26 protein-coding genes are annotated in these 26,464 nt (G+C 72.0%); 10 read left to right on the top strand and 16 right to left on the bottom strand.

Annotated elements, in window-relative coordinates:
• Positions 1-17 precede the first annotated feature (17 nt).
• Positions 18-995: a hypothetical protein gene (locus tag ACBJ32_RS10105; RefSeq protein ID WP_375126500.1), complete on the top strand. Its 978-nt coding sequence runs from the start codon at positions 18-20 to the stop codon at positions 993-995.
• A 424-nt stretch (positions 996-1,419) separates the two neighbouring features.
• On the opposite strand, the gene ACBJ32_RS10100 is transcribed toward ACBJ32_RS10105, so the two are convergent.
• Positions 1,420-2,274 (bottom strand): phosphotransferase family protein, encoded by an 855-nt coding sequence (locus tag ACBJ32_RS10100; protein ID WP_375126499.1) that lies wholly within the window; start codon positions 2,272-2,274, stop codon positions 1,420-1,422.
• An 18-nt stretch (positions 2,275-2,292) separates the two neighbouring features.
• Between ACBJ32_RS10100 and ACBJ32_RS10095 the strand changes: the two genes are divergently transcribed.
• Entirely contained in the window at positions 2,293-3,180 is an 888-nt protein-coding gene (locus ACBJ32_RS10095) for a TIGR03619 family F420-dependent LLM class oxidoreductase (RefSeq protein ID WP_375126498.1), read from the top strand.
• On the opposite strand, the gene ACBJ32_RS10090 is transcribed toward ACBJ32_RS10095, so the two are convergent.
• From ACBJ32_RS10090 to murQ, 3 genes are all read right to left on the bottom strand, one after another.
• Positions 3,177-3,557, bottom strand: coding sequence for a VOC family protein (locus ACBJ32_RS10090; RefSeq protein WP_357866411.1), 381 nt, complete (start codon positions 3,555-3,557; stop codon positions 3,177-3,179). The genes ACBJ32_RS10095 and ACBJ32_RS10090 overlap by 4 nt on opposite strands.
• A gap of 80 nt (positions 3,558-3,637) precedes the next feature.
• Entirely contained in the window at positions 3,638-4,684 is a 1,047-nt protein-coding gene (locus ACBJ32_RS10085) for a serine hydrolase domain-containing protein (protein WP_375126497.1), read from the bottom strand.
• A gap of 151 nt (positions 4,685-4,835) precedes the next feature.
• On the bottom strand, positions 4,836-5,735 hold the full coding sequence (gene murQ / locus ACBJ32_RS10080) for an N-acetylmuramic acid 6-phosphate etherase (RefSeq protein ID WP_375126496.1): 900 nt from the start codon (positions 5,733-5,735) through the stop codon (positions 4,836-4,838).
• A gap of 58 nt (positions 5,736-5,793) precedes the next feature.
• On the opposite strand from murQ, the gene ACBJ32_RS10075 reads away from it, so the two are divergent.
• Positions 5,794-6,906, top strand: coding sequence for an exo-beta-N-acetylmuramidase NamZ domain-containing protein (locus ACBJ32_RS10075; RefSeq protein ID WP_375126495.1), 1,113 nt, complete (start codon positions 5,794-5,796; stop codon positions 6,904-6,906).
• 5 nt (positions 6,907-6,911) lie between these two features.
• On the opposite strand, the gene ACBJ32_RS10070 is transcribed toward ACBJ32_RS10075, so the two are convergent.
• The 8 genes from ACBJ32_RS10070 to ACBJ32_RS10035 all read right to left on the bottom strand — a co-directional run bounded on the left by ACBJ32_RS10070 (position 6,912) and on the right by ACBJ32_RS10035 (position 15,862).
• A complete protein-coding gene (locus ACBJ32_RS10070; protein ID WP_375126494.1) occupies positions 6,912-7,775 on the bottom strand; it encodes a GNAT family N-acetyltransferase in 864 nt (287 codons plus the stop codon).
• On the bottom strand, positions 7,775-8,785 hold the full coding sequence (locus ACBJ32_RS10065) for an ABC transporter ATP-binding protein (RefSeq protein WP_375126493.1): 1,011 nt from the start codon (positions 8,783-8,785) through the stop codon (positions 7,775-7,777). The genes ACBJ32_RS10070 and ACBJ32_RS10065 overlap by 1 nt, the downstream gene beginning before the upstream one ends.
• The gene (locus ACBJ32_RS10060; RefSeq protein ID WP_357866423.1) at positions 8,782-9,795 is read right to left on the bottom strand and encodes an ABC transporter ATP-binding protein; all 1,014 of its coding nucleotides are present in this window, start codon (positions 9,793-9,795) and stop codon (positions 8,782-8,784) included. Before ACBJ32_RS10060 ends, ACBJ32_RS10065 begins: the two co-directional genes overlap by 4 nt.
• A gap of 3 nt (positions 9,796-9,798) precedes the next feature.
• Positions 9,799-10,707 (bottom strand): ABC transporter permease, encoded by a 909-nt coding sequence (locus ACBJ32_RS10055; protein ID WP_375126492.1) that lies wholly within the window; start codon positions 10,705-10,707, stop codon positions 9,799-9,801.
• On the bottom strand, positions 10,704-11,711 hold the full coding sequence (locus ACBJ32_RS10050) for an ABC transporter permease (RefSeq protein WP_375126491.1): 1,008 nt from the start codon (positions 11,709-11,711) through the stop codon (positions 10,704-10,706). The genes ACBJ32_RS10055 and ACBJ32_RS10050 overlap by 4 nt, the downstream gene beginning before the upstream one ends.
• Positions 11,712-11,714: 3 nt before the next feature.
• On the bottom strand, positions 11,715-13,547 hold the full coding sequence (locus tag ACBJ32_RS10045) for an ABC transporter substrate-binding protein (protein ID WP_375126490.1): 1,833 nt from the start codon (positions 13,545-13,547) through the stop codon (positions 11,715-11,717).
• A gap of 145 nt (positions 13,548-13,692) precedes the next feature.
• Entirely contained in the window at positions 13,693-14,670 is a 978-nt protein-coding gene (locus tag ACBJ32_RS10040; RefSeq protein WP_375126489.1) for a zinc-dependent alcohol dehydrogenase family protein, read from the bottom strand.
• 1 nt (position 14,671) lies between these two features.
• Positions 14,672-15,862 carry a M20 family metallopeptidase gene (locus ACBJ32_RS10035; RefSeq protein WP_375126488.1) on the bottom strand — a complete coding sequence of 397 codons (1,191 nt, stop codon included), beginning with the start codon at positions 15,860-15,862 and terminating at the stop codon, positions 14,672-14,674.
• A gap of 53 nt (positions 15,863-15,915) precedes the next feature.
• Here ACBJ32_RS10035 and ACBJ32_RS10030 point away from each other — a divergent pair, with 53 nt between their 5' ends.
• From ACBJ32_RS10030 to ACBJ32_RS10020, 3 genes are all read left to right on the top strand, one after another.
• Entirely contained in the window at positions 15,916-16,704 is a 789-nt protein-coding gene (locus tag ACBJ32_RS10030) for an HAD-IIA family hydrolase (protein ID WP_357866435.1), read from the top strand.
• Between the two features lie 290 nt (positions 16,705-16,994).
• Complete coding sequence (locus ACBJ32_RS10025; protein ID WP_375126487.1) at positions 16,995-17,618, top strand: hypothetical protein; 624 nt, start codon at positions 16,995-16,997, stop codon at positions 17,616-17,618.
• 187 nt (positions 17,619-17,805) lie between these two features.
• Complete coding sequence (locus ACBJ32_RS10020; protein WP_375126486.1) at positions 17,806-18,222, top strand: hypothetical protein; 417 nt, start codon at positions 17,806-17,808, stop codon at positions 18,220-18,222.
• A gap of 17 nt (positions 18,223-18,239) precedes the next feature.
• Here ACBJ32_RS10020 and ACBJ32_RS10015 read toward each other — a convergent pair whose 3' ends face one another.
• Positions 18,240-18,773: an NADPH-dependent FMN reductase gene (locus ACBJ32_RS10015; RefSeq protein ID WP_375126485.1), complete on the bottom strand. Its 534-nt coding sequence runs from the start codon at positions 18,771-18,773 to the stop codon at positions 18,240-18,242.
• A 362-nt stretch (positions 18,774-19,135) separates the two neighbouring features.
• Positions 19,136-20,065 (bottom strand): acyl-ACP desaturase, encoded by a 930-nt coding sequence (locus ACBJ32_RS10010; RefSeq protein ID WP_375126484.1) that lies wholly within the window; start codon positions 20,063-20,065, stop codon positions 19,136-19,138.
• Between the two features lie 77 nt (positions 20,066-20,142).
• Between ACBJ32_RS10010 and ACBJ32_RS10005 the strand changes: the two genes are divergently transcribed.
• A complete protein-coding gene (locus tag ACBJ32_RS10005; protein ID WP_375126483.1) occupies positions 20,143-20,583 on the top strand; it encodes an NUDIX domain-containing protein in 441 nt (146 codons plus the stop codon).
• Between the two features lie 21 nt (positions 20,584-20,604).
• On the opposite strand, the gene arfB is transcribed toward ACBJ32_RS10005, so the two are convergent.
• On the bottom strand, positions 20,605-21,012 hold the full coding sequence (gene arfB, locus ACBJ32_RS10000; protein ID WP_357866447.1) for an alternative ribosome rescue aminoacyl-tRNA hydrolase ArfB: 408 nt from the start codon (positions 21,010-21,012) through the stop codon (positions 20,605-20,607).
• Positions 21,013-21,186: 174 nt separating this feature from the next.
• Between arfB and ACBJ32_RS09995 the strand changes: the two genes are divergently transcribed.
• From ACBJ32_RS09995 to ACBJ32_RS09985, 3 genes are all read left to right on the top strand, one after another.
• A complete protein-coding gene (locus ACBJ32_RS09995) occupies positions 21,187-22,008 on the top strand; it encodes a hypothetical protein (RefSeq protein ID WP_375126482.1) in 822 nt (273 codons plus the stop codon).
• The gene (locus ACBJ32_RS09990; protein ID WP_357866451.1) at positions 22,005-22,598 is read left to right on the top strand and encodes an HAD family phosphatase; all 594 of its coding nucleotides are present in this window, start codon (positions 22,005-22,007) and stop codon (positions 22,596-22,598) included. Before ACBJ32_RS09995 ends, ACBJ32_RS09990 begins: the two co-directional genes overlap by 4 nt.
• 139 nt (positions 22,599-22,737) lie before the next feature.
• Positions 22,738-24,291 (top strand): alkaline phosphatase D family protein, encoded by a 1,554-nt coding sequence (locus tag ACBJ32_RS09985; protein ID WP_375126481.1) that lies wholly within the window; start codon positions 22,738-22,740, stop codon positions 24,289-24,291.
• A 161-nt stretch (positions 24,292-24,452) separates the two neighbouring features.
• On the opposite strand, the gene ACBJ32_RS09980 is transcribed toward ACBJ32_RS09985, so the two are convergent.
• On the bottom strand, positions 24,453-26,450 hold the full coding sequence (locus tag ACBJ32_RS09980; protein ID WP_375126480.1) for an efflux RND transporter periplasmic adaptor subunit: 1,998 nt from the start codon (positions 26,448-26,450) through the stop codon (positions 24,453-24,455).
• Positions 26,451-26,464 lie beyond the last annotated feature (14 nt).

Raw genomic sequence — 26,464 nt, 5'->3', positions numbered from 1 at the left:
GGACGATAGTGTGGCAGGTGGCTACACCCCGGTTGATCTCCAGCTTTCTCGCACTGGTGACGCTCACCTCCCTCGGCGCGTGCTCCTCCGGGACGCTGTCCCCGACCGGCGGCGAGCCCAAGGTCACGGGTGTCGCGGGCGGCAACGGCATCGTCCCCCAGGCAGGCACCGGCGGCGGCCAGACCCCGGCCGCGCTGACGCCGGAGGCGTACAAGGGCGAGCTGGAGAGCCGGCACAAGGCGATGGCCGACGCGATCACCGCGCTGGCGGGCGCGCGCGGCGTCAAGGCCCTGGACCAGCGGGTGGGACGCGCCGAGGAGGAGCTGAGCGGCGCCGCGGACGCGCTGTCGGCGCTCACCCCGCCCGAGGCCGTGCGCGGTCAGCACGAGACGTACGTGACCAGCCTGCGCGACGTCGCCACCGAGCTGGGCGCCACGTCCGGCAAGGTCGGCGCGCGCGACCTGTGCACCTCCTCCGCCGTGCTCGCCGACCTCGGCGACAAGCTGAACGCGCTCGACCAGGCCGGCAAGGCGCTGCAGAGCGCGGGCGACTACCCGGCCGACGTCGTGTCGGTGAAGGCGGGGGAGCGGCAGACCAGGCGGCTGCGCAACGGCACGTTCATCCGCAGGAGCACGCTCAACGGGCGCAGCTCGCTGGAGATCGACAACGGCGGCAGCCTCGACGCCGTGGTCACCGTGCTCAAGGGCGGCAGCAAGGTGCTCAGCGTGTACGTGCGGAAGAAGGCGAAGTTCAAGATCAGAGGCGTGCGGGACGGCAACTACAAGATCTACTTCACCCACGGCGCGGACTGGGACGGGAAGACCAAGGCGTTCACCAGGGACTGCAGCTTCGAGCGGTTCGAGAAGACGGTGAAGTTCAAGACCACGTTCACCGCCACGCAGATCCTCTGGCACGACTGGCGGATCACCCTGCACTCGATCAGCGGCGGCAACGCCCGCACCGCGCCCGTGGACCCGGACGACTTCCCCGGGTGACCGCGAGGGAAAGGCCGCGCACCGCGCCGGCGCGCGGCCTTCATCGAACCAGCTCTCGCCAGGTCAGCTCCCGGCGGGCCGGGTCTCGTCAGGTCGAGAACAGCATGCCCACCCAGCTGCGCTGACGGTGGTGGCCGTAGTGGCCGCCGCCGTGGTGCGGGGCAGGGGCGCCCCAGGCCGGGCCGGGGGCGGCGGGGGGAGGCGGGGGGAGGCGGGGGAGCCGCGTGGTACTGCGACTCCATCCGGGTCAGCGTCTCCAGCTCGCCGTAGTCGAGGAAGATCCCACGGCAGTTGTCGCACTGCTCGATGTGGACGCCGTTGCGCTCATAGGTCCGCATGTTCCCGCGGCACTTGGGGCACTGCATCTAAGTCGCTCTCCTTGACTTCGAGGTCTCAGGGTGAAACCTACCGCGCGCAACCCCCGTCATGCTCGGACGATTCTGTTGCACGACTCGATTAACGAGTGCTCGACCTCGTCGAGTTCCCGGCCCTCGCCGTCGGCGTTGACCACGGCCACGGCGGCGAGCTGAACGGTCAGCGCGCGGGCGGGCAGGTCGAGCCGCGCCCACGGGTCGTCGCCCTGGCCGAGCGCGGGCCCGCCGGAGGCCAGGTACGCCCCCAGGAACCGCTCCCACACGGCCGGTTCGAGCAGCCCCGCCGCGTACCAGGCCGCGGGTCTGGCCAGGTCCCACGCCGGATCGCCGACGCCGAGGTCGTCGACGTCGATGAGCAGCCACCGGTCGCGGTGCACGAGCTGGCCCAGGTGCCAGTCGCCGTGCGTGAGCAGGCCGGGCACCGGCGCCGGCTCGGGCAGCTCCTTGAACGCCCGCCTGACGAGCTGCTCCACCGGCCCGTCTCCGGTCATCCGGCTCACCGCCCTGGCGGCCCTGGCGGGCCCTCCGGCGGGCGGCAGCGGGGGCAGCAGCGTGAGGGGGACGGCGTGCAGCCGCGCCAGCAGCCTGGCGCCCTCCTCCCACGGCGCGGAGCCGGGATCGTCGTGCGAGACCGGCCGGCCCGCCGGCCACACCGTCACCGCGCGCCCGCCCGCCGACAGCACCTCGCGCTCCAGCGGGGCCAGCATCACGCCGCTCACCGAGGCCGACGCGGCGACCCGCAGCCTCGGACGCAGCGCCTCGGCGTCGTCGCGCGCCGAATGGGCCTTGACGACGACCTCGCCCATGCGTAACACCACGACGTCCGTGCGCGTCGGATGTAACACGGGCTTGCCCGTGCCGCCGTACGCCGTGGCGATACCCGCCAGCTCAGCTTCAAGACCCACTCGTACAGACTAGGTCCCATGAGAGTCGGTTTCGCCGTACCCGTGTCAGGGCCCTGGGCCACACCCGAGAACCTGCGCCGCGTCGCCGTACGAGCCGAGGAGCTGGGCTACCACGAGCTCTGGACGTTCCAGCGGCTGCTGTACCCGGTCGGGCACCCGATGGGGCCCACCTATCGCGCCGTGCACGACCCGATCGTCACGCTCGCCCACGTCTCGGCCGTGACCAGCCGCATCCGGCTGGGCGTCGCGGTGATCAACGCGTACGTGCAGCCCGTGCCGCTGGCCAAGCAGCTCGCCACGCTGCAGACGCTCTCGGGCGGCAGGCTCACCGCCGGGATCGGGCTGGGCTGGCTGCCGGAGGAGTTCGAGGCGACCGGCGTCGACATGGCGCGGCGCGGTCGCAGGGGCGAGGAGTTTGTCGAGGTGCTGCGCAAGGCGTGGACCGACGACGTGGTGGAGCACGAGGGCGAGTTCTACCGCGTGCCGCCCGCCCACGTCGACCCCAAGCCGCTGCCGGGCCCGCCGCCGATCCTGCTCGGCGGCACGGCCGACGTGGCGCTGCGCCGGGCCGCCTGGCTGGCCGACGGCTGGGTCAGCTCCAGCAGGGAGGACCTGGCCTCCATCACCGCCCGGATCGGGCTGATCAAGGCGGAGCTGGACGCGGCGGGGCGGGACGCGGGCGCGTTCCGGCTCGTGTGCCGCGGCTCCACGCAGGTGCGGGCGCGGGACGAGGACCGCCCGCTGACCGGCACCTACGACAAGATCAGGCGGGACGTCGAAGCCCTGGGCGCCGCCGGCGTCACGGAGGTCTTCCACGACCTGAACTTCGACAGCGAGATACCCGCGTCCGACGCCAAGGAGGCGATGCGCCGGGCCGAGGAGGCGCTGGAGGCGCTGGCGCCCTAACCGCCGCCGTACGGCACCGTGATGATCTCCAGGTTGTGGCCGTTGGGGTCGGACCAGTAGAGGCCGCGCCCGCCGTCGTTGGTGTTGATCCGCCCCTCCTGGCGGTGGAACGGATCGGCCCAGTACGTCAGCCCGCGCTCCTTGATCCGGCCCCAGATCTGGTCGAACTCCTCCTCGCTGACCAGGAACGCGTAGTGCTGCGACGGCAGCTCGTCGCCCGCCTGCACGACGTCGATCGACACGTCGTTGCCGAGCGAGACCACCCGGAACGGGCCGTACTCGGGCGCCGGGTCCAGGCCGAGCAGCTCGACGAGGAAGTCGGCCGTCGCGTCCCTGTCCCTGGCCGGCATGATGGTGTGGTTCAAGTGGACGGACATGGGTGCAGGCTACGTCAGCCGAGGCGGGTCCGGGCGGCACCACCCGCGTGAGCCACTCGTGGTGCGGCGGTCACCGGCGCTCAGGGCGCGAGGCGCGACGCCTCCGCGGCCACCGCGTGACGGAGCTCGCGGATGCCGTCGCGGCCCCGTACGGGATGCACGGCGTTCGTCAGCAGCACCACCGTCAGGCGGCGGGCCGGGTCGATCACCAGGGAGGTGCCGGTGAAGCCCGCGTGGCCGTAGGCCTCGCCCAGCGGCCCCACGATGCCGGGGTCGCCGATGCGCACGCCCAGCCCGTGCCGGAACGGCGCGCCGTGCACCCCCTGGTCGCGCGTCATCTCGGCCACGCTGCCGGGGCGCAGCACGGGGCCGCCGCCGCGCCGCAGCATCTCGCCGAAGGCCAGCAGGTCCCCGGCGGGGGCGAACAGCCCGGCGTGCCCGGCCACGCCGCCCAGCGCGTACGCGGTCTCGTCGTGCACCTCACCCCGGACGCAACCGGGCCCCGGCCGCCCGGCCTTCCACTCGGTGGCCGCGATCCGGTCCGCGCGGGCGGGCCGGTAGCACGTGCCGGCCAGCCCGAGCACGTCCGTGATGCGGGCGCGGACCAGCGCGTCCAGCGGCGCGCCGCCGGCCAGCTCGGCCAGGCGGCCCGCCATCACCATGCCGACGTCGCTGTAGAGGTACGGCCCGCCGACGGGGTGGGTGACCGGCGTGCGCACCATGGCCTCCATCCGCGCCGCGGCGTCCGCGCCGGGCAGTTCCCGGTCGATCCGGCGGATCGGGGGCAGGCCGGCCGTGTGCGTGAGCAGGCGGCGCGGCGTGATCCGCGGATCGGCGCCGGGAATCCGGCCGGTCACGGGCTCGTCGAGGCCCAGCAGCCCCTCCTCGGCCAGCGAGAGCAGCACGACCGTGGTGAAGAGCTTGCTGACCGAGGCCAGGTCGAAGATCGAGCCGGGGCCCGCGGGCGGGCGCTCCGGCGCCAGGCTCCCGCCGGCGTCGGCGTACCGTACGAGCTCGCCGGTGGCGGCCGAGGCCACCACGGAGCCGTCCGCGGCGATCAGCGCGACCGCGGCCGAGCAGACGCGCGGCACCGCGTCCGCCAGGATCGCCTCCAGCCTGTCGCTCATTGTCCCCCTCACCCCCGTGGGCCGCCCGCTCAGCCGCTCCCGGCTCCTTGAACACGCCACTCAGGCGCTCAGTGCTCCTCAACACGCCGCTCAGCCGCTCAGCGCTCCTCAACACGCCGCTCAGCCGCTCAGCCGCTCCTCAGCGCGCCGGTCAGCCGCTGAGCGCGTCGCTCAGGCGCTCGCCGTGCGACTCCAGCAGCGCGCGGGCGCCGTCGGCGTCGAGGCCGTGCCGGATCATCAGCACCGCGACCTTCGCCTGGCCTCCCGCCGCGTCCAGCGCCGCTCCCGCGGTCTCGCGGTCGGCGCCGGTGATGTCCGCGACCATGCGCATGGCCCGCCCGGCGAGCTTGCTGTTCATGGCCGACATCTCGATCATCTTGTTCCCGTACGTGCGGCCCAGCTTGACCATCGAGATCGTGGAGATCATGTTCAGCACGAGCTTCTGCGCCGTGCCGGCCTTCAGCCGGGTCGAGCCGGTCACCACCTCGGGCCCCACGACCACCTCGATCGCGTGCTCCGCGGCGGCCGACAGCGGCGCGTCGTCATTGCACGACAGGCCGACCGTGAGTGCCCCGCGCCTCGCGGCCTCCGCCAGCGCGCCCAGCACGAAAGGGGCACGCCCGCTGGCGGACACGCCCACCACCGAGTCGAGCGGTCCCACCTCCAGGTCCCTCAGCGCGCCGGCGCCCGCCTCCGCGTCGTCCTCCGCACCCTCGACGGACCGGGTCAGCGCGTCCGGCCCGCCCGCGATCACGCCCTGCACCAGCGACGGATCGGTGCCGAACGTGGGCGGGCACTCGCTGGCGTCGAGCACGGCCAGGCGTCCCGACGTGCCGGCGCCGACGTAGAAGAGCCGCCCTCCGGCGGCCATCCTGTCGGCGATCGCGTCGATGGCCGCCGAGATCGCCGGGATGGCCACCGCCACGGCGGCGGGCACGGCGGCGTCGGCCTGGTTCATCAGGCGGGCGATCCGCTCGGTCGGCAGCCGGTCGATCTGGCTGTAGCGGGGATCGCTCTGCTCGGTGGACAGCTCGGGCAGCGGATCAATCATGTCGCTAATTTCCACCCTCTACTTCTCTCTTGTAAATATCTTTCAGACAATGGGTTGCATGCCACACGTACGAACCGGAGCAGAACGGCTGGCCGCGGACCCCGCCCTCGCGGGAGGCACCCGCCTCGGCCTGATCACCAACCCCACCGGAGTCCTGCCCGACCTGACCCCCACGGCCGACGCCCTGCTGGCCGCGGGGGTGAAGCTGACCGCGCTGTTCGGCCCCGAGCACGGCATGCGCGGCACCGCCCAGGCGGCGGGGGCCGAGGGCGACACCGTGGACGAGCGGACCGGGCTGCCGGTGTACGACACGTACCAGCTCTCCGGGGAGGAACTGGACCGCGTGGTGGCGGCCGCCGGCGTGGACACGCTGGTCTTCGACATCGCCGACGTGGGCGCCCGTTTCTACACCTACGTCTGGACCATGTACGACCTGATGGAGTCGGCCGCCCGGCTCGGCCTGCGCTTCGTGGTCCTGGACCGGCCCAACCCCCTCGGCGGGACCGTCGAGGAGGGGCCGCCGCTCGACCCGGCGTTCGCCAGCTTCGTGGGCCGCTTCCCGCTGCCGCTGCGGCACGGCAGGACAGCCGGGGAGCTGGCCGGGCTCTTCGGGCTCGGCGTGGACCTGACGGTCGTCACGATGGAGGGCTGGCGGCGCGACATGACGTACGCCGCGACCGGGCTGCCCTGGGTGATGCCCTCGGTCAACATGCCGACCCCGGACACCGCGCTGGTCTATCCGGGCACCGGCCTCGTCGAGGGCACGAACTTCTCCGAGGGGCGCGGCACGACCAGGCCGTTCGAGCTGATCGGGGCCCCGTACGCCGACGCGCGGTTCGCGCCCGCCCTGGCCGCTCTCGGGCTGCCGGGGGTGCGGTTCAGGGAGGTGTGGTTCACGCCCACGTTCCACAAGCACGCCGGCGTCCCCGTCCGGGGGGTGCAGCTCCACGTGCACGACCGCGACGCCTTCAGGCCGGTGCTGACGGGCCTGTCCATCCTGCACGTGGCCCGCGCCCTCTACCCCGGGGACCTGCGCTGGCAGGGGCCCGAGCTGTTCATGGACCACCTGTGGGGGTCCGACACCCTGACCAGGTGCCTGGAGGCCGGCGCCGACCCGCGCGAGCTGTGCCCGCCACCGGGCCGCCCCGAGGGATCGCTGCTCTACCGCTGAGGCCATCACGCCAGGTCGCGCCGGTAGAGCCAGAAGACGCGCTCCGCTCGCGCGCCCACCGCGCGCGAGTAGAACCGCAACGGCCCCACCCACCCGATCTGGGCGCTGTCCTGGCCCGCGGCCCGCTGCTCCGCCAGGCACCTGCGGAGCAGCACCCGGCCCAGGCCGAGGCCGCGCGCGCCGGGGGCGGTGCCCATCGGGCCGAACCAGGCGGGCCGCGCGCCCCAGGCGGCGAAGCCCAGGATCTCGCCGTCACGCTCGGCGTAGTGCAGCCCGGCGCCGGTGACCGCCTCCCAGGCCCACCGCTCGTTCCAGTGCTCCTCGACGAACGCGGCCACCCGCTCGCGATCCCCGCCCGTCCCGGGGGCGGCGGCGTGCACGGTGACGCCCGCCCTCCCCAGCCGCGCCAGCTCGTCCTCCACGGACAGGTCCGCGGACAGGTCGGCCGTCATGTTCCAGGCCACGTGGTAGCGCTCGTAGCCGAGGCTCTCGGCCAGGCAGGCGGCGGCGGTGTAGCGCACGTCGATGCCCGGCCAGGCGTAACACGGCGGGTTCCCGGCGAAGCGGGCCTGGCGCGCCCCCTGCTCCCGCAGCCACTCCTCGGCCGCGCGCACCAGCGTCCTGCCGCGCCCCTCGCCCCTGGCGCCGGGGTGCACGGCCAGCAGGTCGACATGCCCGACGCCCGGGTCCTGCTCCGACATCGAGGCCAGCACCACGCCGCCGTCCACGGCCAGCGCCGTCCACCGCCGCCCGGCAGGGGGCCGCGACAGGTGCCCGACCAGGACGGCCGCCTCCCCGGCGTCGAGCGTCAGCGCGGCCTCGGCGATCCTGGCCGCCTCGGCAAGATCCGCCGCCTTGACAGGGGACATCACACCTCGCTCATCGGGCGGGCGATCACGCTGCGCCGCTCAGGGTAGAAGCACGCGTGCTCCTGCGGCACACCCTCGGTGACCTGCAGCAGCGGCCGCTCGCTCGCGCACCGCTCGCCCCGGAACGGGCAGCGGCGGGCGAACAGGCAGCCCTCGTCCGACTGGCTCTCGTCCAGCGACTCCAGCGGCACCACGGGCTCCTCGCCCGGCAGCTCCAGCCCGTGCAGCACCGGGATCGCCGACAGCAGCGACTGCGTGTACGGGTGCACGGGATCGGCGATGATCGTGTCCACCGGGCCGCGCTCGACGACCTGGCCGCGGTAGATGACGTACAGCTCGCCGTCGGCGCCGATGTAGCGGGCCGTGGCCACGTCGTGCGTGATGAACAGCACGCTCACGCCCAGCCGCTCGCGCAGGTCCTTCAGCAGCGCCAGGATGCCCAGCCGGAGCGAGACGTCGATCATCGAGACCGCCTCGTCGGCGACCAGCATCTCCGGGTCCACGGTCAGCGCGCGGGCGATGACCACGCGCTGCCGCATGCCGCCGGATAGCTGGTGCGGGTAGCGCGACAGCACCGTGCCCGGGTCCAGGCCCACCAGCGACAGCACCTCGGCCGCCCGCTCGTCGATCCACTGCCGCGACCGCCCGGTCTGCCGGGCCCGCAGCGCCAGCGGCGCGTGCAGCGTCTGGTGGATGGTCCTGGTCGGGTTCAGGGCCGAGTACGGGTCCTGATGGATCATCTGGATCTTGCGGAAGTGCGGCTGGCGCTGCTTGGGCTTCAGCGCCGACACGGAGACGCCGTCGATGGCGAGATCCCCCTCGTCGTACGACTCCAGCCCCGCGATGATCCGCCCCAGCGTCGTCTTGCCGCAGCCGGACTCGCCGATGAACGAGGCCGCGCCGCCCTTGGGGATCGCGAAGTCCACGCCCCGCAGCGCCCGCACCTCGCGGGCCCCGAGCAGCTTGCCCCGCTGCTTGAAGGTCTTGACGACCCCGGTACCGGTGATCATGCATGCTCCCTGTCCATGGTGCCCGGGTCCGGCACAGGCACGGTTACGGCGTGACAGGCGACCGTCCTCGGGCCGTCGGCCACCGCCTCCGGGTCCACGGTGTCGCACACGTCCATGCGCAGCGGGCAGCGCTCCCTGAACACGCAGCCCTGTTCCGGCACGGTGGCCAGCGTCGGCGGCCGGCCCGGCAGCGCCTGCGCCTCGTCGATGTCGCCGACGAGCCGGGGGATGGCCTTGATCAGGCCCCGGGTGTAGGGGTGCCGGGGCGCGCCCAGCACCTCCCTGGTGGGGCCCTGCTCGACCAGGCGGCCGCCGTACATGACGGCCAGCCGGTCGGCCACCTCGGCCACCACGCCGATGTCGTGCGTGATGACCAGCGTCGTCAGGCCGCGCTCCGCGTGCACCTCGCGGACGATCTTCAGGATGTTCGCCTGGGTGATCATGTCGAGCGCCGTGGTCGGCTCGTCCAGCACGACCAGGTGGGCGTTGAGCACCAGGGCCAGCATGATGCCGACGCGCTGGCGCATGCCTCCGGACAGCTCGTGCTGGTGCGAGTCCAGCACCCGGGCGCCGTCCAGGCCCATCCTGCCCAGCAGCTCCCTGGCCTCGCGCACCAGGCCGCGCAGGTCCTCCACGCCGTGCGAGCGGCCCAGGTCGAGGAGCTGCTTGCCGACCGTCTTGAGCGGGTTGAGGGAGTTCTGGGCGGCCTGGAAGACGTACCCGATGTGCTTGCCGCGGGCCTTGCGGAGCTGCTCGCCCCGCAGGCCCACCACGTCGCCGAGCCCGTCGATCTCGACGCTGCCCGCCGCGATCCTGCCGGGCGGCTGGACGGCGTTGAGCAGCGACAGCGCCAGCGTGGACTTGCCGGAGCCGGACTCGCCGACGATGCCGGTGATCGACCCGGGCTCCAGCGTCAGGCTGACGTCGCGGACGGCGGGCAGCTCGCCCGCGGGGGTCTTGTAGACGACCGTCAGGCCGCCGATGCGCACTCCCGGCGCTTGCTGAACCACGTGCTACTCCTCGCGCAGCCGGGGGTTGAAGATCTCGTCCATGGCATCCACCACGAGCACGATGCCGAGTGTCAGCAGCAGGATCGCCAGCAGCGGGGCCAGCAGGTAGCCGAGGGCGTACGGCGTGATCATGGCGCCGGCCTGGAAGACGGCCAGGTTGAGCATGACGCCCCAGTTGTCCGACTCGTACGGCAGCACGCCCAGGAAGAACAGTCCCACTTGCGAGTAAACGGCCCCGGTGACCGAGATGAGCATGTTCATCGCGATGTACGGCGCCATACTCGGCAGCAGCTCCTTGCCGATGATGTGCGTCGTGGACAGCCCCAGCCCGCGCGCCGCCTCGATGAAGCCCCGCTCGCGCAGCGACAGCGTCTGCGAGCGCACCGCCCGCGCCACGCCGCCCCAGCCGAGCAGTCCCAGCACCAGGCCCATCTGGAGCGGGCTGCCGAACTGCCACACCGTCGCCAGCACCAGCAGCAGCGGCAGGCCGGGGATGGTGAGCTTCATGTCGGTGAGCCGCATGAGCACAGTGTCCCAGCGGCCCCGCTTGAAGCCGGAGTACAGGCCGATCGCGGTGCCGACCACGACCGTGATGAGCGCGGTGACCGCGGCGGTCAGCAGCACGTACCGGGAGCCCTTGATGACCAGCGCGGTCACGTCACGCCCCTGCGGGTCCGTGCCGAACCAGTGCTCCCAGCTCGGTGGCTGTGTGAGGGCGTTCGGGTTGGTGGGCAGGTGCTCGGGCAGGATCATCGGCCCGATCACGGCCATGAGGATGAATCCGGCGAGGATGACCACCCCGGCCATACGGCTGGGCTTGCGCCGCATGACCCGCCACACGCCGCGCCAGAAGTTGCGCCGCATGGCCGAGGCGGTCGACGAGCCGGTCTCGGGGATGAGCGTGGCGCTCACGACGACTCCTCTCCGCTGCGGACCCGTGGGTCGATCACGGTGTAGAACAGGTCGGCCACGATGTTGGCCAGGATGGTCGCGACCGTGATCAGCAGGAAGGCCCCGCTCATCACCGCGAAGTCACGGTCCTGGACGCTGGTGATGAGCAACCAGCCGAGCCCGGGATAGTTGAAGATCTTCTCGATGAACACCGCGCCGCCCAGCAGCAGGCCCAGCGACAGGGCCAGCAGCGTGAACAGGGGCAGGATCGCGTTGCGTGTGATGTAGCGGAAGATGATCGAGCGCTTCACGCCGCGCAGCTCGGCCGCGAGGATGAAGTCGTCGCCGAGCACCGTCACCACGCTGGACTTCATGGCCAGGATCCAGCCGCCGTAGGCCGAGAGCGCGTAGGTGACGACCGGCAGGATGGCGTGCTCGATCAGCGAGCCGATGTAGCCGGCGTTGAAGCCCGGCTCGTAGAGAATGTCCACCGACCCGTCGGCGGGCAGGATCGGGATCAGCGTCGCGAAGATCACCACCAGCAGCATCGCCAGCACGTACTGCGGGATGCCGTGCAGCAGCGAGCCGGAGACGGCCAGCGCGTCGCCCAGCTTGCCGGTGCGCTTGATGGCCGCGAACACGCCCAGGATGACGCCGACGAGGAAGCTGAGCAGCGTGCCCGCCAGCACCGGTAGAACGGTCCACTTGGCGGCCTCGCCCAGCACGGTCACCACGGGGGTGCCTGCCCTGGTGACGGACTCGCCGAGGTCGAGGCGCACCAGGCCGGACAGGTACTCGGTGTATTGCTGCCACAGCGTGCCGTCGGGCTGGAACCCGTAGAGCACCTTCACGGCCTGCGCCGCCGCCTCGGGCGACATGCCTCCTTCGATCAGCTTCTCGTAGCGGGCGGCCATGGGGTCGCCCGGGATGTTGTTGACGATGAAGAAGGTGATCGTCGCCACTACGAGGATCATGACGAGCCCGCGGGCCAGGTGGCCCGCGAGTCGCCGTGCGATGAGCGTCATAGGCTACTGCTTCGCCTTGATCAGACCTTGCTGGATCCACACGCCCGACATCAGTACGCTGCCACCGCCGCGCAGGATCTCCTCGTCGTGCGGCCAGCCGGTGAACCGGTTGTTGTTGACGAACAGGGTGTTGACGTAGTCCCAGAGCTGGATGACCGGGAGGTCCTGGTTGGCGGCCTTGGCGAGCTGGGCCATGATCGGCTTGGCCTCCTCGGCGCCGACCGTGTTCAGCTTGGCGGTCAGCTCACCGGGGTTGATCTTCTGGCCGTCGACCTCGATCTCCTCGGGGCCGCCCATCCAGTTGTTGTTCTTGCCGGGCGCGGAGTGCGAGACCTTGTTGCCGACGTTGGTCCAGCCGTTGGAGGCGCCGTAGAGCCGCTGGAAGATGTCGTACGGCGCGGGGCCGAGCGCCATCAGCCAGAAGCCGACGTCGTACTTGCCGGCCGCCAGCTCCTCCAGGTAGAGCGGGTAGTCGGCGGTCGTGACGACCTCGGCGTCGACGCCGGCCTTGACGAGCTGGCTCTTGATGTTCTCCTGAGCCGACAGCCAGTCGGTGAACCCGGACGGCGCGTGCATGGAGACCTTCCACGCCGAGCCGTCGGCCAGCGTCCACTTGCCGTCCTTCTTGGTCAGGCCGGCCTGCTCGAACTCGGCCTCGGCCTTGGCCACGTCCGCCTTGTACGGCTCGAGCTGCGGCACCGTCTCCGGGATCCAGGCCTGCGCGGCCTTCTGGTGGATGCCGCTGGTCGTGGTGGCCGGCGTGCCGCCCTCGGGCGAGGCGACCTTGGTGACCTGGTCGCGGTCGATGAGGTAGGCCAGGCCGCGGCGCACGTGGACGTTGTCGTACGGCTTCTTGCTCTGGTTGAAGGCCATGCCGACGGCGACCGGCGAGTAACCCTTGATGACCTCGTTGCCCGGGGCCTGCTTGATGCGGTTCATCACGTCGCTCGGGGTGGCGGTGAAGCCGGCCTGGTCGAGCTTGCCCTGCGTGAGGTAGTTCCAGATCTGCTCGTTGCCGGTGTAGTTGAGGAACTTCACCTGCGCCGGGGCCACGTTCGCGGCGTTGTAGAAGTTCTTGTTCTTGACCAGCAACGCCTCGGACGGGTTGACCCGCTCCAGCACGAACGGGCCGGCGCTGACGTCCTTCGGCGGCGCGAAGGCGATGACCTTCTCACCGAGGGCGGTGATCTCCTCGCGCGCCTTCTCGGCGTCGGCACCGTCGCCTCGGGCGGTCTTGAGCTTGTCCCAGAAGTCGGTAGGCAGCACGCTGCCCCACACGTGCGCGGGCAGGACGTTGGTGTCGAGCACGCCGCGGGCGAACTTCGGACTGGGGTTGGCCATGTCCTGGGTGATCTTGAGGGTCTGCGGGTCGACGACCGTGACCTCGGCCGCCGCGCCGGCCGCGCCGGGCGTGATCGAGAACGCGGTGCTGCCTTGTGTGTAGGCGATGCCGATGGACATCTTGACGTCCTCGGCGGTGACCGGCTTGCCGTCGGACCACTTGGCGTTCGGCTGGAGCTTCAGCGTGATCGACGAATTGTCGGGCGCGATCTCCCAGCTCGCCGCGATGCCGGGGAGAGCCTGGTTGGGGTCGGTCAGGTGGTTCTTGACCCAGCCGATCCTCATCGCGTTGTAACCCACGAAGGAGTTGCCCTTGGGGTTGTACGGATTGGCCGGCGCTGTCGCTTCGAGGCCCGGCCTGGTCACGTCGATCGTGGTGAAGAGCCCGCCGCCGCCACCGCCGCCCGAGCCGGATGTGTTGGTCGAACCACCGCTGCACGCCGCAGTCGCGGTGGCAAGGCCCAGCAACGTCACTACCGCTGCCAGTCGCTTCATTTGCCGCTCCGGGGGATGTCTCTAGGGATTGACCGGACATTACGATCGGGCCCGATCGACGTCAATAATCTCCAGAGGTTGTGAGGCTAATGTAACTTTCCTTCATGAGTGTATGGACTGGTGCTTATCTCCATCAAGTGCCGGTTCAGTCCATGATCAGGACGGCGGCCCCGTTCACCCGATCGGCCGCCAGATCGCCCAGCGCCCGGTCGGCCTCCCCGAACGGGTACGGCACCGTCGTCACGCGCGGCGGATGCGCCAGAGCCAGCTCCAGATAGGCCCGCCCGTCGGCCCGGGTGTTGGCGGTCACGCTGCGCAGCGTGCGCTCCTGGAACAGGTGCCGCTCGTAGTTCAGCACCGGGATGTCGGTCAGGTGGATGCCCGCCACCGCGAGCGTACCTCCCCGGTCGAGGGCCTCCAGCGCCGCCGGCACCAGCTCGCCCACCGGCGCGAACAGGATGGCCGCGTCCAGCGGCTCCGGCGGCCGGCCCGCCGCCTCGCCGGTGGCGCTGGCGGCCCCGAGCTCCAGGGCCAGCTCCCGCGACGCCGCCGACCTGGTGACCACGTGCACCACGGCGCCCTGGGCGATCGCGGCCTGCGCCGTCAGGTGCGCGGACGCGCCGAACCCGTAGATCCCCAGCCGCCCGCCCGGCGGCAGCTCGCACCGGGACAGCGCCCGGTAGCCGATGATCCCGGCGCACAGCAGCGGCGCCAGCTCCACGGCCGGCCGGTCGCCGGGCAGGGGATAGACGTAGTCCGCGGGCGCGACGACGTACTCGGCGTACCCGCCGTCCGCGTCCCACCCGGTGTAGGCCGACCTGGGGCACAGGTTCTCCATGCCCCGCAGGCAGTACCGGCACGTGCCGCAGGTGGAGCGCAGCCACGCCACGCCCACCCGCTGGCCGGTGCCCTCGACCCGGCCGACCACCTGGTGGCCGGGCGAGGTGCGGGGGCGGCGCGGCGCCAGGTCGCCCTCCGCCAGGTGCAGGTCCGTACGGCACACGCCGCACGCCTCCACCTTCACCAGCACCTCGCCGGGCCCCGGCTCCGGCACCGGCCTGCCGGTCAGTTCGACAGGCCCGGACGCCATCGGGCCCGGCCGCCCGACCACCCAGGCGCGCATGTCAGGCCGACAGCCGCGCGTGCGCGAGCTGCGCGTAGAGCGCGGCCCCGTCCGGCAGCACCGCGTCGTCGAAGATCGCCTCGGGGGAGTGGTTGTACGGCGCCGTGGACGGATCCCGGTCGGACGGGCAGGCCCCCAGGAACACGAACGCGCCCGGCACGTTCTCCAGCACGTACGAGAAGTCCTCCGACCCCATCACCGGCTGCGGCGAGACGAAGTACCGCCCCGGCCCGAACAGCTCGTCGGCCGTCCTGCCGACGAACTCCGCCTCGCTCCCGTCGTTGACCGTCACCGGGTAGCCGTTGTTGAACGACGGCTCCACCTCCAGCCCGTGCGCCGCCGCGATGCCCTGCACGACCTCCACCAGCCGCCGCTTGACCAGCACCCGGTTGTCCTTGCTGAAGGTCCGCACCGTCGCGTCGAACCTGGCCTCGTCCGGGATCACGTTGTCGGCCGACCCGCCGTGGAAGCTGCCCACCGTCACCACGACCGGGTCGAACACGTCGAACGTCCTGGTCACCATCGTCTGCAGCGCCGTCACCATCTCGCAGCCCGCCTGGATCGGGTCCAGCGAGCGGTGCGGGCTCGAACCGTGCCCGCCGCGTCCCTTCACCGTCACGCAGAACGTGTCGGCCGCCGCCATGATCGGCCCCGGCCGGGAAGCGAACAGCCCGGGAGGCAACATCGCCGACACCACGTGCATGCCGTACGCCGCCACCGGCCGCGCGCCGGCCGCGTCCAGCACCCCCTCGTCGATCATGTACCTGGCGCCGTGATGGCCCTCCTCGCCCGGCTGGAACATGAAGATCACATCGCCGGCCAGCTCCTCGCGCCGCGCGCTCAGCAGGTGCGCGGCGCCCGCCAGCATGGCGGTGTGCAGGTCGTGGCCGCAGGCGTGCATCTGGCCGGGGAGCTGGGAGACGTAGGGCAGATCGTTCTTCTCGGTCACGGGCAGGGCGTCCATGTCGCCCCGCAGCAGCACCGCGGGGCCCGGCCTGCCGCCCCGCAGCACGGCGGTGACGGAGCTCAGCGCCGTGCCCGTCTTGATCTCCAGCGGCAGCCCCTCCAGCGCCGCGAGCACCTTCTCCTGGGTACGCGGCAGGTGGAGCCCCAGCTCTGGAGTGGTGTGCAGCGAGTGCCTGAGGCGGACCAGCTCGTCCCGCATGTCCTGGGCGGATTCAGTGAACGACATGAGGAACATTGTTCATGTGCCGGGCGGGAAGTCGATAAGGCGCGCTCGGTACGATGGGGCGCGTGACTCAGCGTAAGCGGATCGACTCCTGGTTGTCCGACATGGACGGCGTCCTCGTCCACGAGGGACGACCGGTCCCAGGTGCGGACGAATTCATCAAGCGGCTCAGCGAATCCGGCAGGAAGTTCCGGGTGCTGACCAACAACTCGATCTACACCCAGCGCGATCTGTCCGTCCGCCTGGCGGGCGCGGGCCTCGCCGTGCCGCCCGAGTCCATCTGGACCTCCGCCCTGGCCACCGCCCAGTTCCTGGACGACCAGCGCTCCGGCGGCTCGGCGTACGTGATCGGCGAGGCCGGCCTGACCACGGCGCTGCACGAGGTCGGCTACGTGCTGACCGACCTCGACCCCGACTACGTGGTGCTCGGCGAGACCCGCACCTACAGCTTCACGCAGATCACCCGCGCGATCCGGCTCATCGAGGGCGGCGCCCGCTTCATCGCCACCAACCCCGACCCGATCGGCCCCTCCACCGAGGGCTCCCTGCCCGCCTGCGGCGCCGTCGCCGCCATGATCACCAAGGCCACCGGGGTCGAGCCGTACTTCGTCGGCAAGCCCAACCCGCGCATGATGCGCAGCGCGCTCAACGAGATCGAGGCGCACAGCGAGACCACGGCCATGATCGGTGACCGCATGGACACCGACATCGTCTCGGGCATGGAGGCCGGGCTGTTCACGATCCTCGTGCTCACGGGCGTCACCCAGCGCCACGAGATCGACCGCTTCCCCTACCGCCCCTCGCTGGTCGTCGACTCGGTCGCGGACCTGATCGACCTCATCTGACCTATCCACCCCACCGCTCGCCCCCGGCTCCCGCGGCGCCCCACCGCCCACCCGCTGGCTCGTGCGGCGCCGCCCTGCTTCTCGCGCCGGCTCGTGCGGCGTCCCACCGCACCCACCGGCTCGTGCGGCGCTGCCCGCCTCTGGCGCGGCTCGTGCGCCGCCCCACCTCTACGCCCGCTCGTGCGGCGCCGCCCCGTCCCGTCCGGCGGCCCCTCCGCACTCCTCCCTTCTCAAGGGAGGCAGCGCGTACCTGACGGCCGCTGACAGGTACGCGTGGCAGGCTCGATCCCATGACCCGCGTCTACCTGGAGCTCGGCCCCAAGAAGGTGTTCGCCTGCTCGCTCGACTGGCCCGGCTGGTGCCGGATCGGCAAGGACGAGGAGGCGGCACTCGACCGGCTCGCCGACTACGTGCCCCGCTACCGCATGATCGCCGAGCGGGCCGGGCTGGCGTTCGCGCCCGGCGAGCCCCAGGTGGTGGCCAGGGTGCCGGGGACGTCGACGACCGACTTCGGCGTGCCGTACGAGGTGCCGGACCTCGATCTGGAGCCGCTGCCCGGCGCCGAGGCCGAGCGCTCGGTCGCCCTGCTGCGCGCGGCCTGGGAGCTGTTCGACGAGGTCGCCGCCGGCTCGCCGGAGGAGTTGCGCAAGGGCCCGCGCGGCGGCGGCCGGGACCGTACGAAGATCATCGACCATGTGACGGACGCCGAGCGCGCCTTCGCCAGGAAGGCCGGCGTGCGGCACAAGCCGTACAGGTCGGCCGAGGACCGGGACGCGATGCGGGCGGAGCTCGCGGAGGTCCTGTCGCGCCCCTGGGAACCGCCCCCGGCGACCGGCTGGCCGCCCCGCTACGCGCTGCGGCGCATCGCCTGGCACGTCATCGACCATCTGTGGGAGATCGAGGACCGGCGGTAGCGGGTAGAAGATTTCTCCACCCGCTCGGGCCCGCTTTCAGGTGGTCCGAACAGGGATGGAGCTTTCGTCGCCGGTGGGCCTGGTGGAAAGAACCACACCCCGTCCTTTCTTCCTGTTCGCATCGGCCCTTGACGGCCTGCGACGATGTGTTGACGCGAGACCGTACGGTGAGCAAAGGCAGGGGTGCGTGGACATACGGGCGGAGATTCTCGACCTGAAACTCCGTGTCGAGGATCTTGAAACCACCACGGATCGGGTCAGGGAGTCACGGGAGCAGGAGGAGCTCCTGCGCGAGGTCATCGACCGGTCCAAGAAGCTGCAGGCGGAGATGGCCGCCCTGCGAGCCGATCTCGCCGAGGCCCGGGTCGGGCTCGGGGAGGAGGTCGCGGCGGTCGGCACCGAGGTCGAGGGGGTCAGGCGAGCGGTCGCGGCGCCCGCCGTGTTCCGGGCCGAAGAGGACGGCGAGGAGGGCGACGTGCGTACGGAGATCGCCGTCGAGTTCGCCGTGATCCGGTCGGAGATCGAGCACGAGTTCAACTTCCTCCGGTCCGAGGTGATGGACCTGGCCATCAAGCTCGACCGGCTGAGCCCCGGCACCGAGTGACCCCGGAAGCCCCCTGATCAGAGGGAGAGCGCGGGCTCCATCACCTCGGCGGGGCACAGCTGCCGGATCACGTTGCGCACCTGGGTGCGCAGGTCGGGGGCGGCCAGGCGGCCGTCCTCGCCGAAGTGTGGCCAGATGGGCGAGATCACCAGCTCGGCCCCCATCACGACCGCGCCCGCGCCCAGGAGCTGCTTGTACAGCTCAGCCTGCGCCCACATGGCCCCGCAGGCCCGCGCGCTCGCGCTCATCACCGCCACGTGCTTGCCCGACAGGCCCTCCCGCGCCGACATCCAGTCCAGCGCGTACGTCAGCTCCACCGGCAGCAGGCTGTGCTCGGGCGCGGTCAGCAGGATCGCGTCGCCGCCCGCGACCAGCGTGACCAGCTCTCTGGCCGGGGCCGGGACCGGCCCGGGACGGTACGCCGGGATCTCGCCCAGTCCCCGCCACACCTCGAAGCCGACGCCCGGCGGCAGCTCGCCGCCCGCCGCGTCCAGCAATCTGGTGATGAATGACCCCGCGTGGAGACTGGCGGCGATCCCGATGATTTTCACCCTTGCTCCCCAGGGGTTCCGGTGTTACCGGGAACCTGCCCGATGCCTCGGATGTCCAAGACCATCTGCGGGTCAAGAGGCGCACAGACATTGCCGTCAGAAGGGGACGCCGCCTACCTGGTCCGGACATGCACGCCCGTCACACCACGGCGGGACGGGACACCGGTGTTGAGGGGTGGCCCGCCGGAGCGAGACGGGGAGCACCGGCGCTGGGGGGCTGGCTGCGGCGCCGGGTGCTTGCTATGTCAGGACGACAGGCCGCGCGAACCTACGGGCGGCATGGGCTCACTGACGGCGGGCTCACTGGCGGCGGGCTCACTGGCGGGGCGGGTTCGCTGCCGGCGGCGCGGCCTACTGGCGGCCTACTGTCGGGCCGCGGCGCGGGCGCGGCGCTCCTCGCGGCGCTCCACGAACCTGGCGGCCGTGGCGTCCGCCTTCGCCAGGAACGCCGACAGCTCCTCGCGCGCCTTCTCACCCTCGGCGTCCAGCCCGGTCTTGTCGAACACCGACCACTGCCGCAGCACCGGCATGAGCACGTCGTCCAGGTGCAGGCGCAGGTCGTAGATGCCCTCGTTCGCGATGATCATGGCCTTGCGGGCGAAGCCGTCCATGCCCTGGCCGGGCATCTGGAACGTGGTCACCACGTCGGTCACGGCGCGCATGGTCTGGTTCGGGTCGAGCTCGAAGGCCGCCTTGAGCAGGTTGCGGTAGAAGAGCATGTGCAGGTTCTCGTCGGCGGCGATCCTGGCCAGCAGCCGCTCGCAGCCCTCCTCGCCGGAGGCCCTGCCGGTGTTGCGGTGCGCGATGCGGGTGGCGAGCTCCTGGAAGGAGACGTACGCGAGCTGCTGCAGCATCGTGTTGTACGCCGTCATGAAGCCGCTCTCCATGTGCGCCATGCGAGCCCGCTCCAGCGCCACCGGGTCCACGGCGCGGGTGACGGTCAGGTAGTCGCGCAGGGCGGTGCCGTGGCGGTCCTCCTCGGCGGTCCACCGGTGCACCCAGGTGCCCCAGGCGCCGTCGCGGCCGAACGTGGTGGCGATCTCGTGGTGGTAGCTGGGCAGGTTGTCCTCGGTGAGGAGGTTGACGATGAGTGACACGCGGGCCGCTTCGGGCAGTTTGGAGTGCCCTTCCTCCCACGCCTCGCCCCCGTAGATGCCGTCGAAGTTGCGGCCTTCGCTCCACGGGATGTACTCGTGCGGGAACCACTCCTTCGCCACCTTCTCGTGGCGGTTGAGCTCTCCCTCCACGACCGGCTCGAGGGCGTGGAGGAGCTCCGTCTGAGTCATCGCCATAAAAGATCTTCTCCTTCAGGTTACGGTACCGTAGGTTAGGCTACCCGAAGGACATACCGGTCAAATAGGGTGTATGTATGCGACCTAGTGTCCGTGGTGTCCTGCTCGACCACGACGAGCGTCTGGTCCTCTTCCGGCGCACGGTCCCCGGCCGCGCGCGCTACTGGTCCGTCCCGGGCGGCCACGTCGAGCCGGAGGACGGCTCGCTGGAGGACACCCTGCACCGCGAGCTGCTGGAAGAGCTGGGGGCGACGGTGTCCGGCGTGACCTTCCTGGTGACCGTCTCGTACCCGTGGCGGGGCGAGGTCAAGACACAGCATGTTTTCGGTTGCCGTCTGGTGTCCATGGATCCGCAGCTGCGGCACGGGCCCGAGTTCGAGGATCCTTCGCGCGGGTTGTACGAGGTGGAGCACGTGCCGCTGGAGCGTTCGGAGCTCTTCGCCCGCAATCTGATCCCCGAGGCGGTGGCCGGCTATCTCTCGGCCAACATCGCCGCCCTGCCCCGCCTCATCGGCTGACGGTCCCGCTCACCGGGCGGGTCACGGGTTGCGGCGCAGGCGCTTCACGTCCGAGCGTTGCTTCTTGGCGGCGATGCGGCGCTCGACCGAGCCCCGGCTGGGCTTGGTCGGACGGCGGCGCTTGGGCGGCGGGGCGACGGCCTCGCGCAGGCGCTGCGCCAGGCGGTGCGCGGCGGCCTCACGGTTGCGCAGCTGCGAGCGGTACTCGGAGGCGGCGATCGTGATGGTGTCCGACCCCAGCCGTTCGAGGGCGCGCGCCTTGAGCGCGGGCGGCAGGGCCGTGCTGGCGGCGACGTCGAAGGTGAGCTCCACCCGGCTGTCCGTGGTGTTGACGCCCTGACCCCCCGGGCCTGAGGAGCGGGAGAAACGCCAGACGAGCTCGATGTCGGGAATGACGATCGAGTCGTTGACGACCAGCGGGCCGGGCATGCTCGGAGCTCCTGTTCTCGAAGCATCGCGTTGTTGTGACATGTCACCGTATCCGGCTGCCATATGCCGGTCGCAACGGCATTTTCGCACCGGACCGCTCCGGACCCGCCGGTTGACGGCCGTTTGCAAGCGCCGTATGGCAATATTCCGCCAAAAAGATCACGGGGAGGCGCGGTGGCCGTCATCGTCGGCGTGCACGGGATCGGCAAGTACAACTACTACCTCCAGGCAGGCAGGTCCGCGACGGGGGCGGCCGAGGTCATGCGGCGGAAATGGGACCGCTACCTGCACCTGGGGCTGGGCGGGGAGCCGCGGGCGTACTTCGCCGAGATCGCCTACTTCTCCCACCTCCTCAACGACGGCGACGACGAGTACGGCGCGGCGGCGCCCAGGAAGGCCATGGAGCTGCAGGCCCAGCAGGTCCTCGTCGACTGGGCGCGGCAGCTCGGCGTGGGCGAGCACGTCACGGGGGCGCTGAAGTCGTTCACCGGCTGGTTGCTGGAACGGCTGGACGGCAGGTCGGCGGCGTTCGCCAAGCTGTTCGCGCCCGAGGTCGCCGCCTACCTCACCGACCAGGCCAGGCGCGAGAAGTCGCGGCAGGTCGTGGCCGAGTGCATCAGGAAGAACCGGCCGAAGGTGGTGATCGCCCACTCGCTCGGCAGCGTCGTCGCGTACGAGGCCCTGTGGGCCAACCCCGACCTCGAGGTGGACCTGCTGATGACGCTCGGCAGCCCGCTGGGCATGCGCAACGTCATCTTCGAACGCCTCCTGCCCGCCCCCGTCAACGGCCGCGGCGAGCGGCCCAAGGGCGTCAGGCGCTGGGTGAACATCGCCGACAAGGACGACATCGCCGCCATCCCGCCCGCGCTGGCCGGCAGCTTCACCGGGGTGGACGTCGAGCAGCTCGTCAACCTCGACTGGATCGACTTCCACACCGCCGGGAAGTATCTGGGCTGCCCGGCGCTGGACCCGCATCTGCGACCATTCCTGGCATGACATGGATAGTCTTCGACTACGGCGGCGTCCTCTCCCTGCCGCAGCCCGAGTCCGACGCCGAGGCCATGGCACGGGCCGTCGGCGCCGAGCCTGAGGAGTTCAAGCGCGGCTACTGGGAGCACCGGCTCGAGTTCGACCGGGCGAGCCTGACCCCGCACGCCTACTGGTCGGCGGTGCTGGGCCGGCCCGCCGCGCAGAACGAGGTGGCGCGGCTGGTGGCCATGGACGTCGCGAGCTGGGCCTACCCCAACCGCGGCACGGTCACCCTGCTCGGCGAGCTGCTCGAGGCGGGCTGCGACGTGGCGTTGCTGTCCAACGCGCCTGTGTGCGTCGGAGACGGCCTGGACGAGCTGCCCTGGGTCGCCGCCATCGGCCACCGGTTCTACAGCGGCAGGATGGGCCTGGTGAAGCCGGACAGGGAGATCTACGAGGAGCTGGCGCGCGGGCTCGGCGCCGACCCCGCCGAGATCGTCTTCATCGACGACCGTCCCGAGAACGTCGAGGGCGCCGAGCGCGCGGGCATGACCGGCGTCCGCTTCACCGACGCCGCCGCCCTCCGCACGGCACTCCCGCGCGTGCCGGGCGCCTGACCGCCGCGCTCCGCACGGCGTCTCCAGGCGTGCGGGGAGCCTGACCCGTCCGTGGCGCACGCTGACCGACCGATGCTGTTCACCCGCGCTTGACTCCGCGGTCACGGCGGAGTCAGCGCAGGTGGACATACCTGGGATCGTGGACCGCAGAGCCTTCCTGACAGCGGCGACAGCCGGCCTTCTCCTCCCGCGGCCCGCCGCCCCGGCGGCCGCCGCCTCCTCCTCCAGAATCCTCAGATCCGACCCCTTCACGCTGGGCGTGGCCTCCGGCGACCCCTCCGCCGACGGTTTCGTCCTGTGGACCAGGCTGGCCGTGGACCCGCTGGGCGGCGACGGCCGCGGCGGCATGCCCTCCCGCGACGTGGAGGTGGACTGGCAGGTCGCCACGGACGAGCGCTTCGCCAAGGTGGTCAGGTCCGGGACGGCCACCGCCAGGGCGGGCGTCGCCCACAGCGTGCACGTCGAGCTGAAGGGGCTGGAGCCGGGGCGCGACTACTTCTACCGGTTCAGGAGTCAGGGCCGCCTGTCGCCGGCGGGCCGCACCAGGACGACGCCGGCGGGGGAGACGCCGCTCAACTTCGCCGTCGCCGCCTGCGCGCACTACGAGCACGGCTACTACACCGCCTACCGCCGCCTGGCCGAGCAGGAGCCCGACCTGGTGGTCTTCCTCGGCGACTACATGTACGAGTACGGCCCCAGCGGCTACACCGCGCTGGCCGGCCGCGTACGCACCCACACGCCCGGCAAGTGCGAGACGCTCGCCGACTACCGGCTGCGGCACGCCCAGTACAAGAGCGACCCCGACCTGCAGGCCGCGCACGCCGTGGCGCCGTGGCTGATGTCGTTCGACGACCACGAGGTGGAGAACAACTGGGCCGGGCACGTCTCCAGCACCGGCGCGCCCGGCTTCGAGCAGCGGCGGGCGCAGGCGTTCAGGGCGTACTACGAGAACATGCCGCTGCGCCGCGCCAGCCTCCAGGGCGCCACGCTCAAGGTGAACCGGCGCATCTCCTGGGGCACGCTGGCGCGCTTCCACCTGCTCGACACCCGGCAGTTCCGCGACGACCAGGCCTGCCTGGACGGCGTGCGGGCCGGCTGCGACGAGCGGCTGGCGGACAGGCGCACGCTGCTCGGCACCGGCCAGTGGCGCTGGCTGGAGAGCGGCCTGAACGACTCCACCACCCGCTGGAACCTGCTCGGCCAGCAGATCATGGTGGCCCACCGCGACTACAAGGTCGGGCCCGGGCGCGAGGTGAACCTGGACTCCTGGGACGGGTACGCCGCCGAGCGGACGCGGCTGCTGCGGTCCCTGTCGCGCACGCCGAACCCCGTGGTGCTGACCGGCGACGCGCACATGCACCACCTGGCCGAGCTCAAGGCCGACTTCGACGACCCCGACTCGCCGGTGGTGGCCAGGGAACTGGTGGCCTCCTCGATCGCCAGCGACGGCGACGGCTACCGGGACCGCACCTGGATCTCGGAGGCCCTGCAGGAGAACCCGCACATCTCCTACATCGACCAGCGGCGCGGCTACCTGATGGCCCGGCTGACCCGGGACGAGCTGTCGGTGGACTTCCGGACGCTGGACTACATCTCCCGCAGGGGCGCCCGCGCCAGGACCGCCCACCGGCTCACGATCCCGGCCCTCACCGGGGCGGCGGCCGCGGGGCAGGCGGCTCCCCGCGCCGGGTGAGGCGTTCTTGCTGAACGTCCGCTGGGAGCCCGCTGAGGATCCGCTCAACCGTTTCGTCCGCATGGTGAGACCCGGCCGGACTCCTGGTGGCAGGTGGAGCGGAGTCCGGCCGGGCGGGGCCGGCCCGGGCGGGCGGGTGGTTTCCGTCCGGACCGGCCGGCTCAGCCGCCGGGCCAGCTCCCGTCGGGGAACTCGCCCGACGTGGTGCCCGACATGACCACCTGGTCGGCCTCGGCCAGGCCCGAGACGACCTCCACGTACCGGTCGCCGCGCACCCCGGTGCGCACCACCTTCGCCGAGTCCCGGCCGCCGGAGCGCACGGTGACCACCTGGGTGCCGTCCGGCCTGGTGCGCACCGCCGCGGCCGGCACGTAGACGGCGTTCTCGGACTCGTCCGTGGTGATCGTCACCGACGCGGTCTGGCCGAGCATCAGCCCCGCGGGCGGCTCGTCGAAGGCGAGGGTGACCGGGTAGCGGACGAGCCGGCCGTCCACCGTCGCGGTCGGCGCGATGGCCGTCACCGTGCCCTGGTACTTCTCGCCGTTCCTCGTGGCCAGGGTGATCTGGGCTTTCTGGCCTAGCTTGAGCTGGTTCACGTCGGACTCGGTGACCATGGCGGAGACCTGGAGCTCGTTCAGGTCGCCGAGGCTGATGAAGGTGCCGGTGCCCGCCGCGTCGCCGGTCCTGCCGGCGATCGACAGGACCGTGCCGGACGCCGGGGCCACGATGCGGGTGCCCCGAACGGCGTCGGCGGCCTCCTCCAGGGCGGCCTCGGCGCGGTCCACGTCCGCGGCGGCCTGCTCCGCGCTCGTCCCCGCCCTGGCGGGCTGACCGGTGCCCGGGTTCCCGGTGCGGGTGTTCCCGGTTGGGGCCGGGGTGGCGCAGGAGGTCTGCGAGGGGCGCGTGCCGGGCTCGGCGCCGGTCGTGGGCTTCCCGCTCGCCGACGGCTTCCCGCTGGTGGATGGCTTGCCGCTGGTCGTGGGCCTGGCTGTGGTGGACGGGCGTGCGGTGGTGGAGGGGGAGTCCGTGCGGGACGGCTGCCCTTCCGGCCGGCCGGTCCCGTCGCCGCCGATCCCGGTGCCGCCGGTGCCACCGGTGCCGCCGTTGGGTGGGCCGCCCGTGGGCGTGGCGGTGACCGTCGTGGTGACGGTTGCGGTGGCGGTCACCGTGACCGTCACCGTGGCCGTCACCGTGGGCTGGGGTTCGGGGTCCGTGGGGTCGGGTGCCGGTGTGGCCGCCGGGTGCGGCGTGGGGTCGGGCGTCGGGCTCGTGGTCGCCTTCGCGGCCGTGCCCGTACCGGTCTTCTCGTCAGCCGGCGCGGACGGACCCAAAGCGCCGTTGGCGCCGCCGCCCGTGGACCGGGGCGCGGGAACGCCGGTCACGACGCCCCCGGGAGGGGTGGCGGGGCCGGAGGGAGCGGTGGCGCCGCCGGTCGGGGCGGGCGCGGTGCCGGTCGCCTTGCCGGAGGGGGCCGGGGTCGCGCCGTTCGCGGGCGAGGTTCCGGCGGGCGTCGTGGGTGCGCAGGCCGTGCCGGAGGCGCCGCCGCCGGGCGAGGAGGCCCGCCCGCCGGTGCCCGCAGAGGACGCGGCGGGCGTCCCACCGCCGGTGCCGGTCGCGGCCGGGGTCCCACCGCCGGTGCCGGTCGCGGCCGTGGTCCCACCGTCCGTGCTCGCTGAGCTGCCCGTCGAGCTGCCCGCCGAGCTGCCCGCCGAGCTGCCCGCCGAGCTGCCCGTCGAGCTGCCCGCTGAGTTGCCTGTCGTGCTGCCTGTTGCGCTGCTCGTCGGGGTTCCGGCGGAGGCGCCGGAGGACGCCTGCTCCAGTGCCTCCTCGGCCGCGGCCAGATCGGCCTTGGCCGCCGTGTACGCCTCGCGCGCCGCCTGCCCGTCGATCCTGGCCAGGACCTGGCCCTTCCTCACCTTGGCCCCGACCTTGACGTACACCTTGGTCAGCGTCCCCGAGGAGCCGAACGCCAGGTCCCTGCGCGAGCCGTCCACGGTGCTCCCCGCCGCGCTCACCGAGGCCGTGACCAGGCCGCGCTGGGCGGCGGCCAGCCGTACCTGGACGGTGGGCGGGGCGTCGTCGCGCAGCGCCAGCGCGAGGCCGGAGCCGGCCACGAGCACGGCGAGGGCGAGGCCGCCCAGCGCGAAAGTCGGTCTCATGACGGCACATCATG

The organism is Nonomuraea sp. GTA35 (genome assembly GCF_041950525.1).
In the GTDB taxonomy this organism is placed as follows: domain Bacteria; phylum Actinomycetota; class Actinomycetes; order Streptosporangiales; family Streptosporangiaceae; genus Nonomuraea.
Note: the sequence above shows the minus strand (reverse complement) of the source record. Positions and strands in the feature narration are given on the sequence as shown.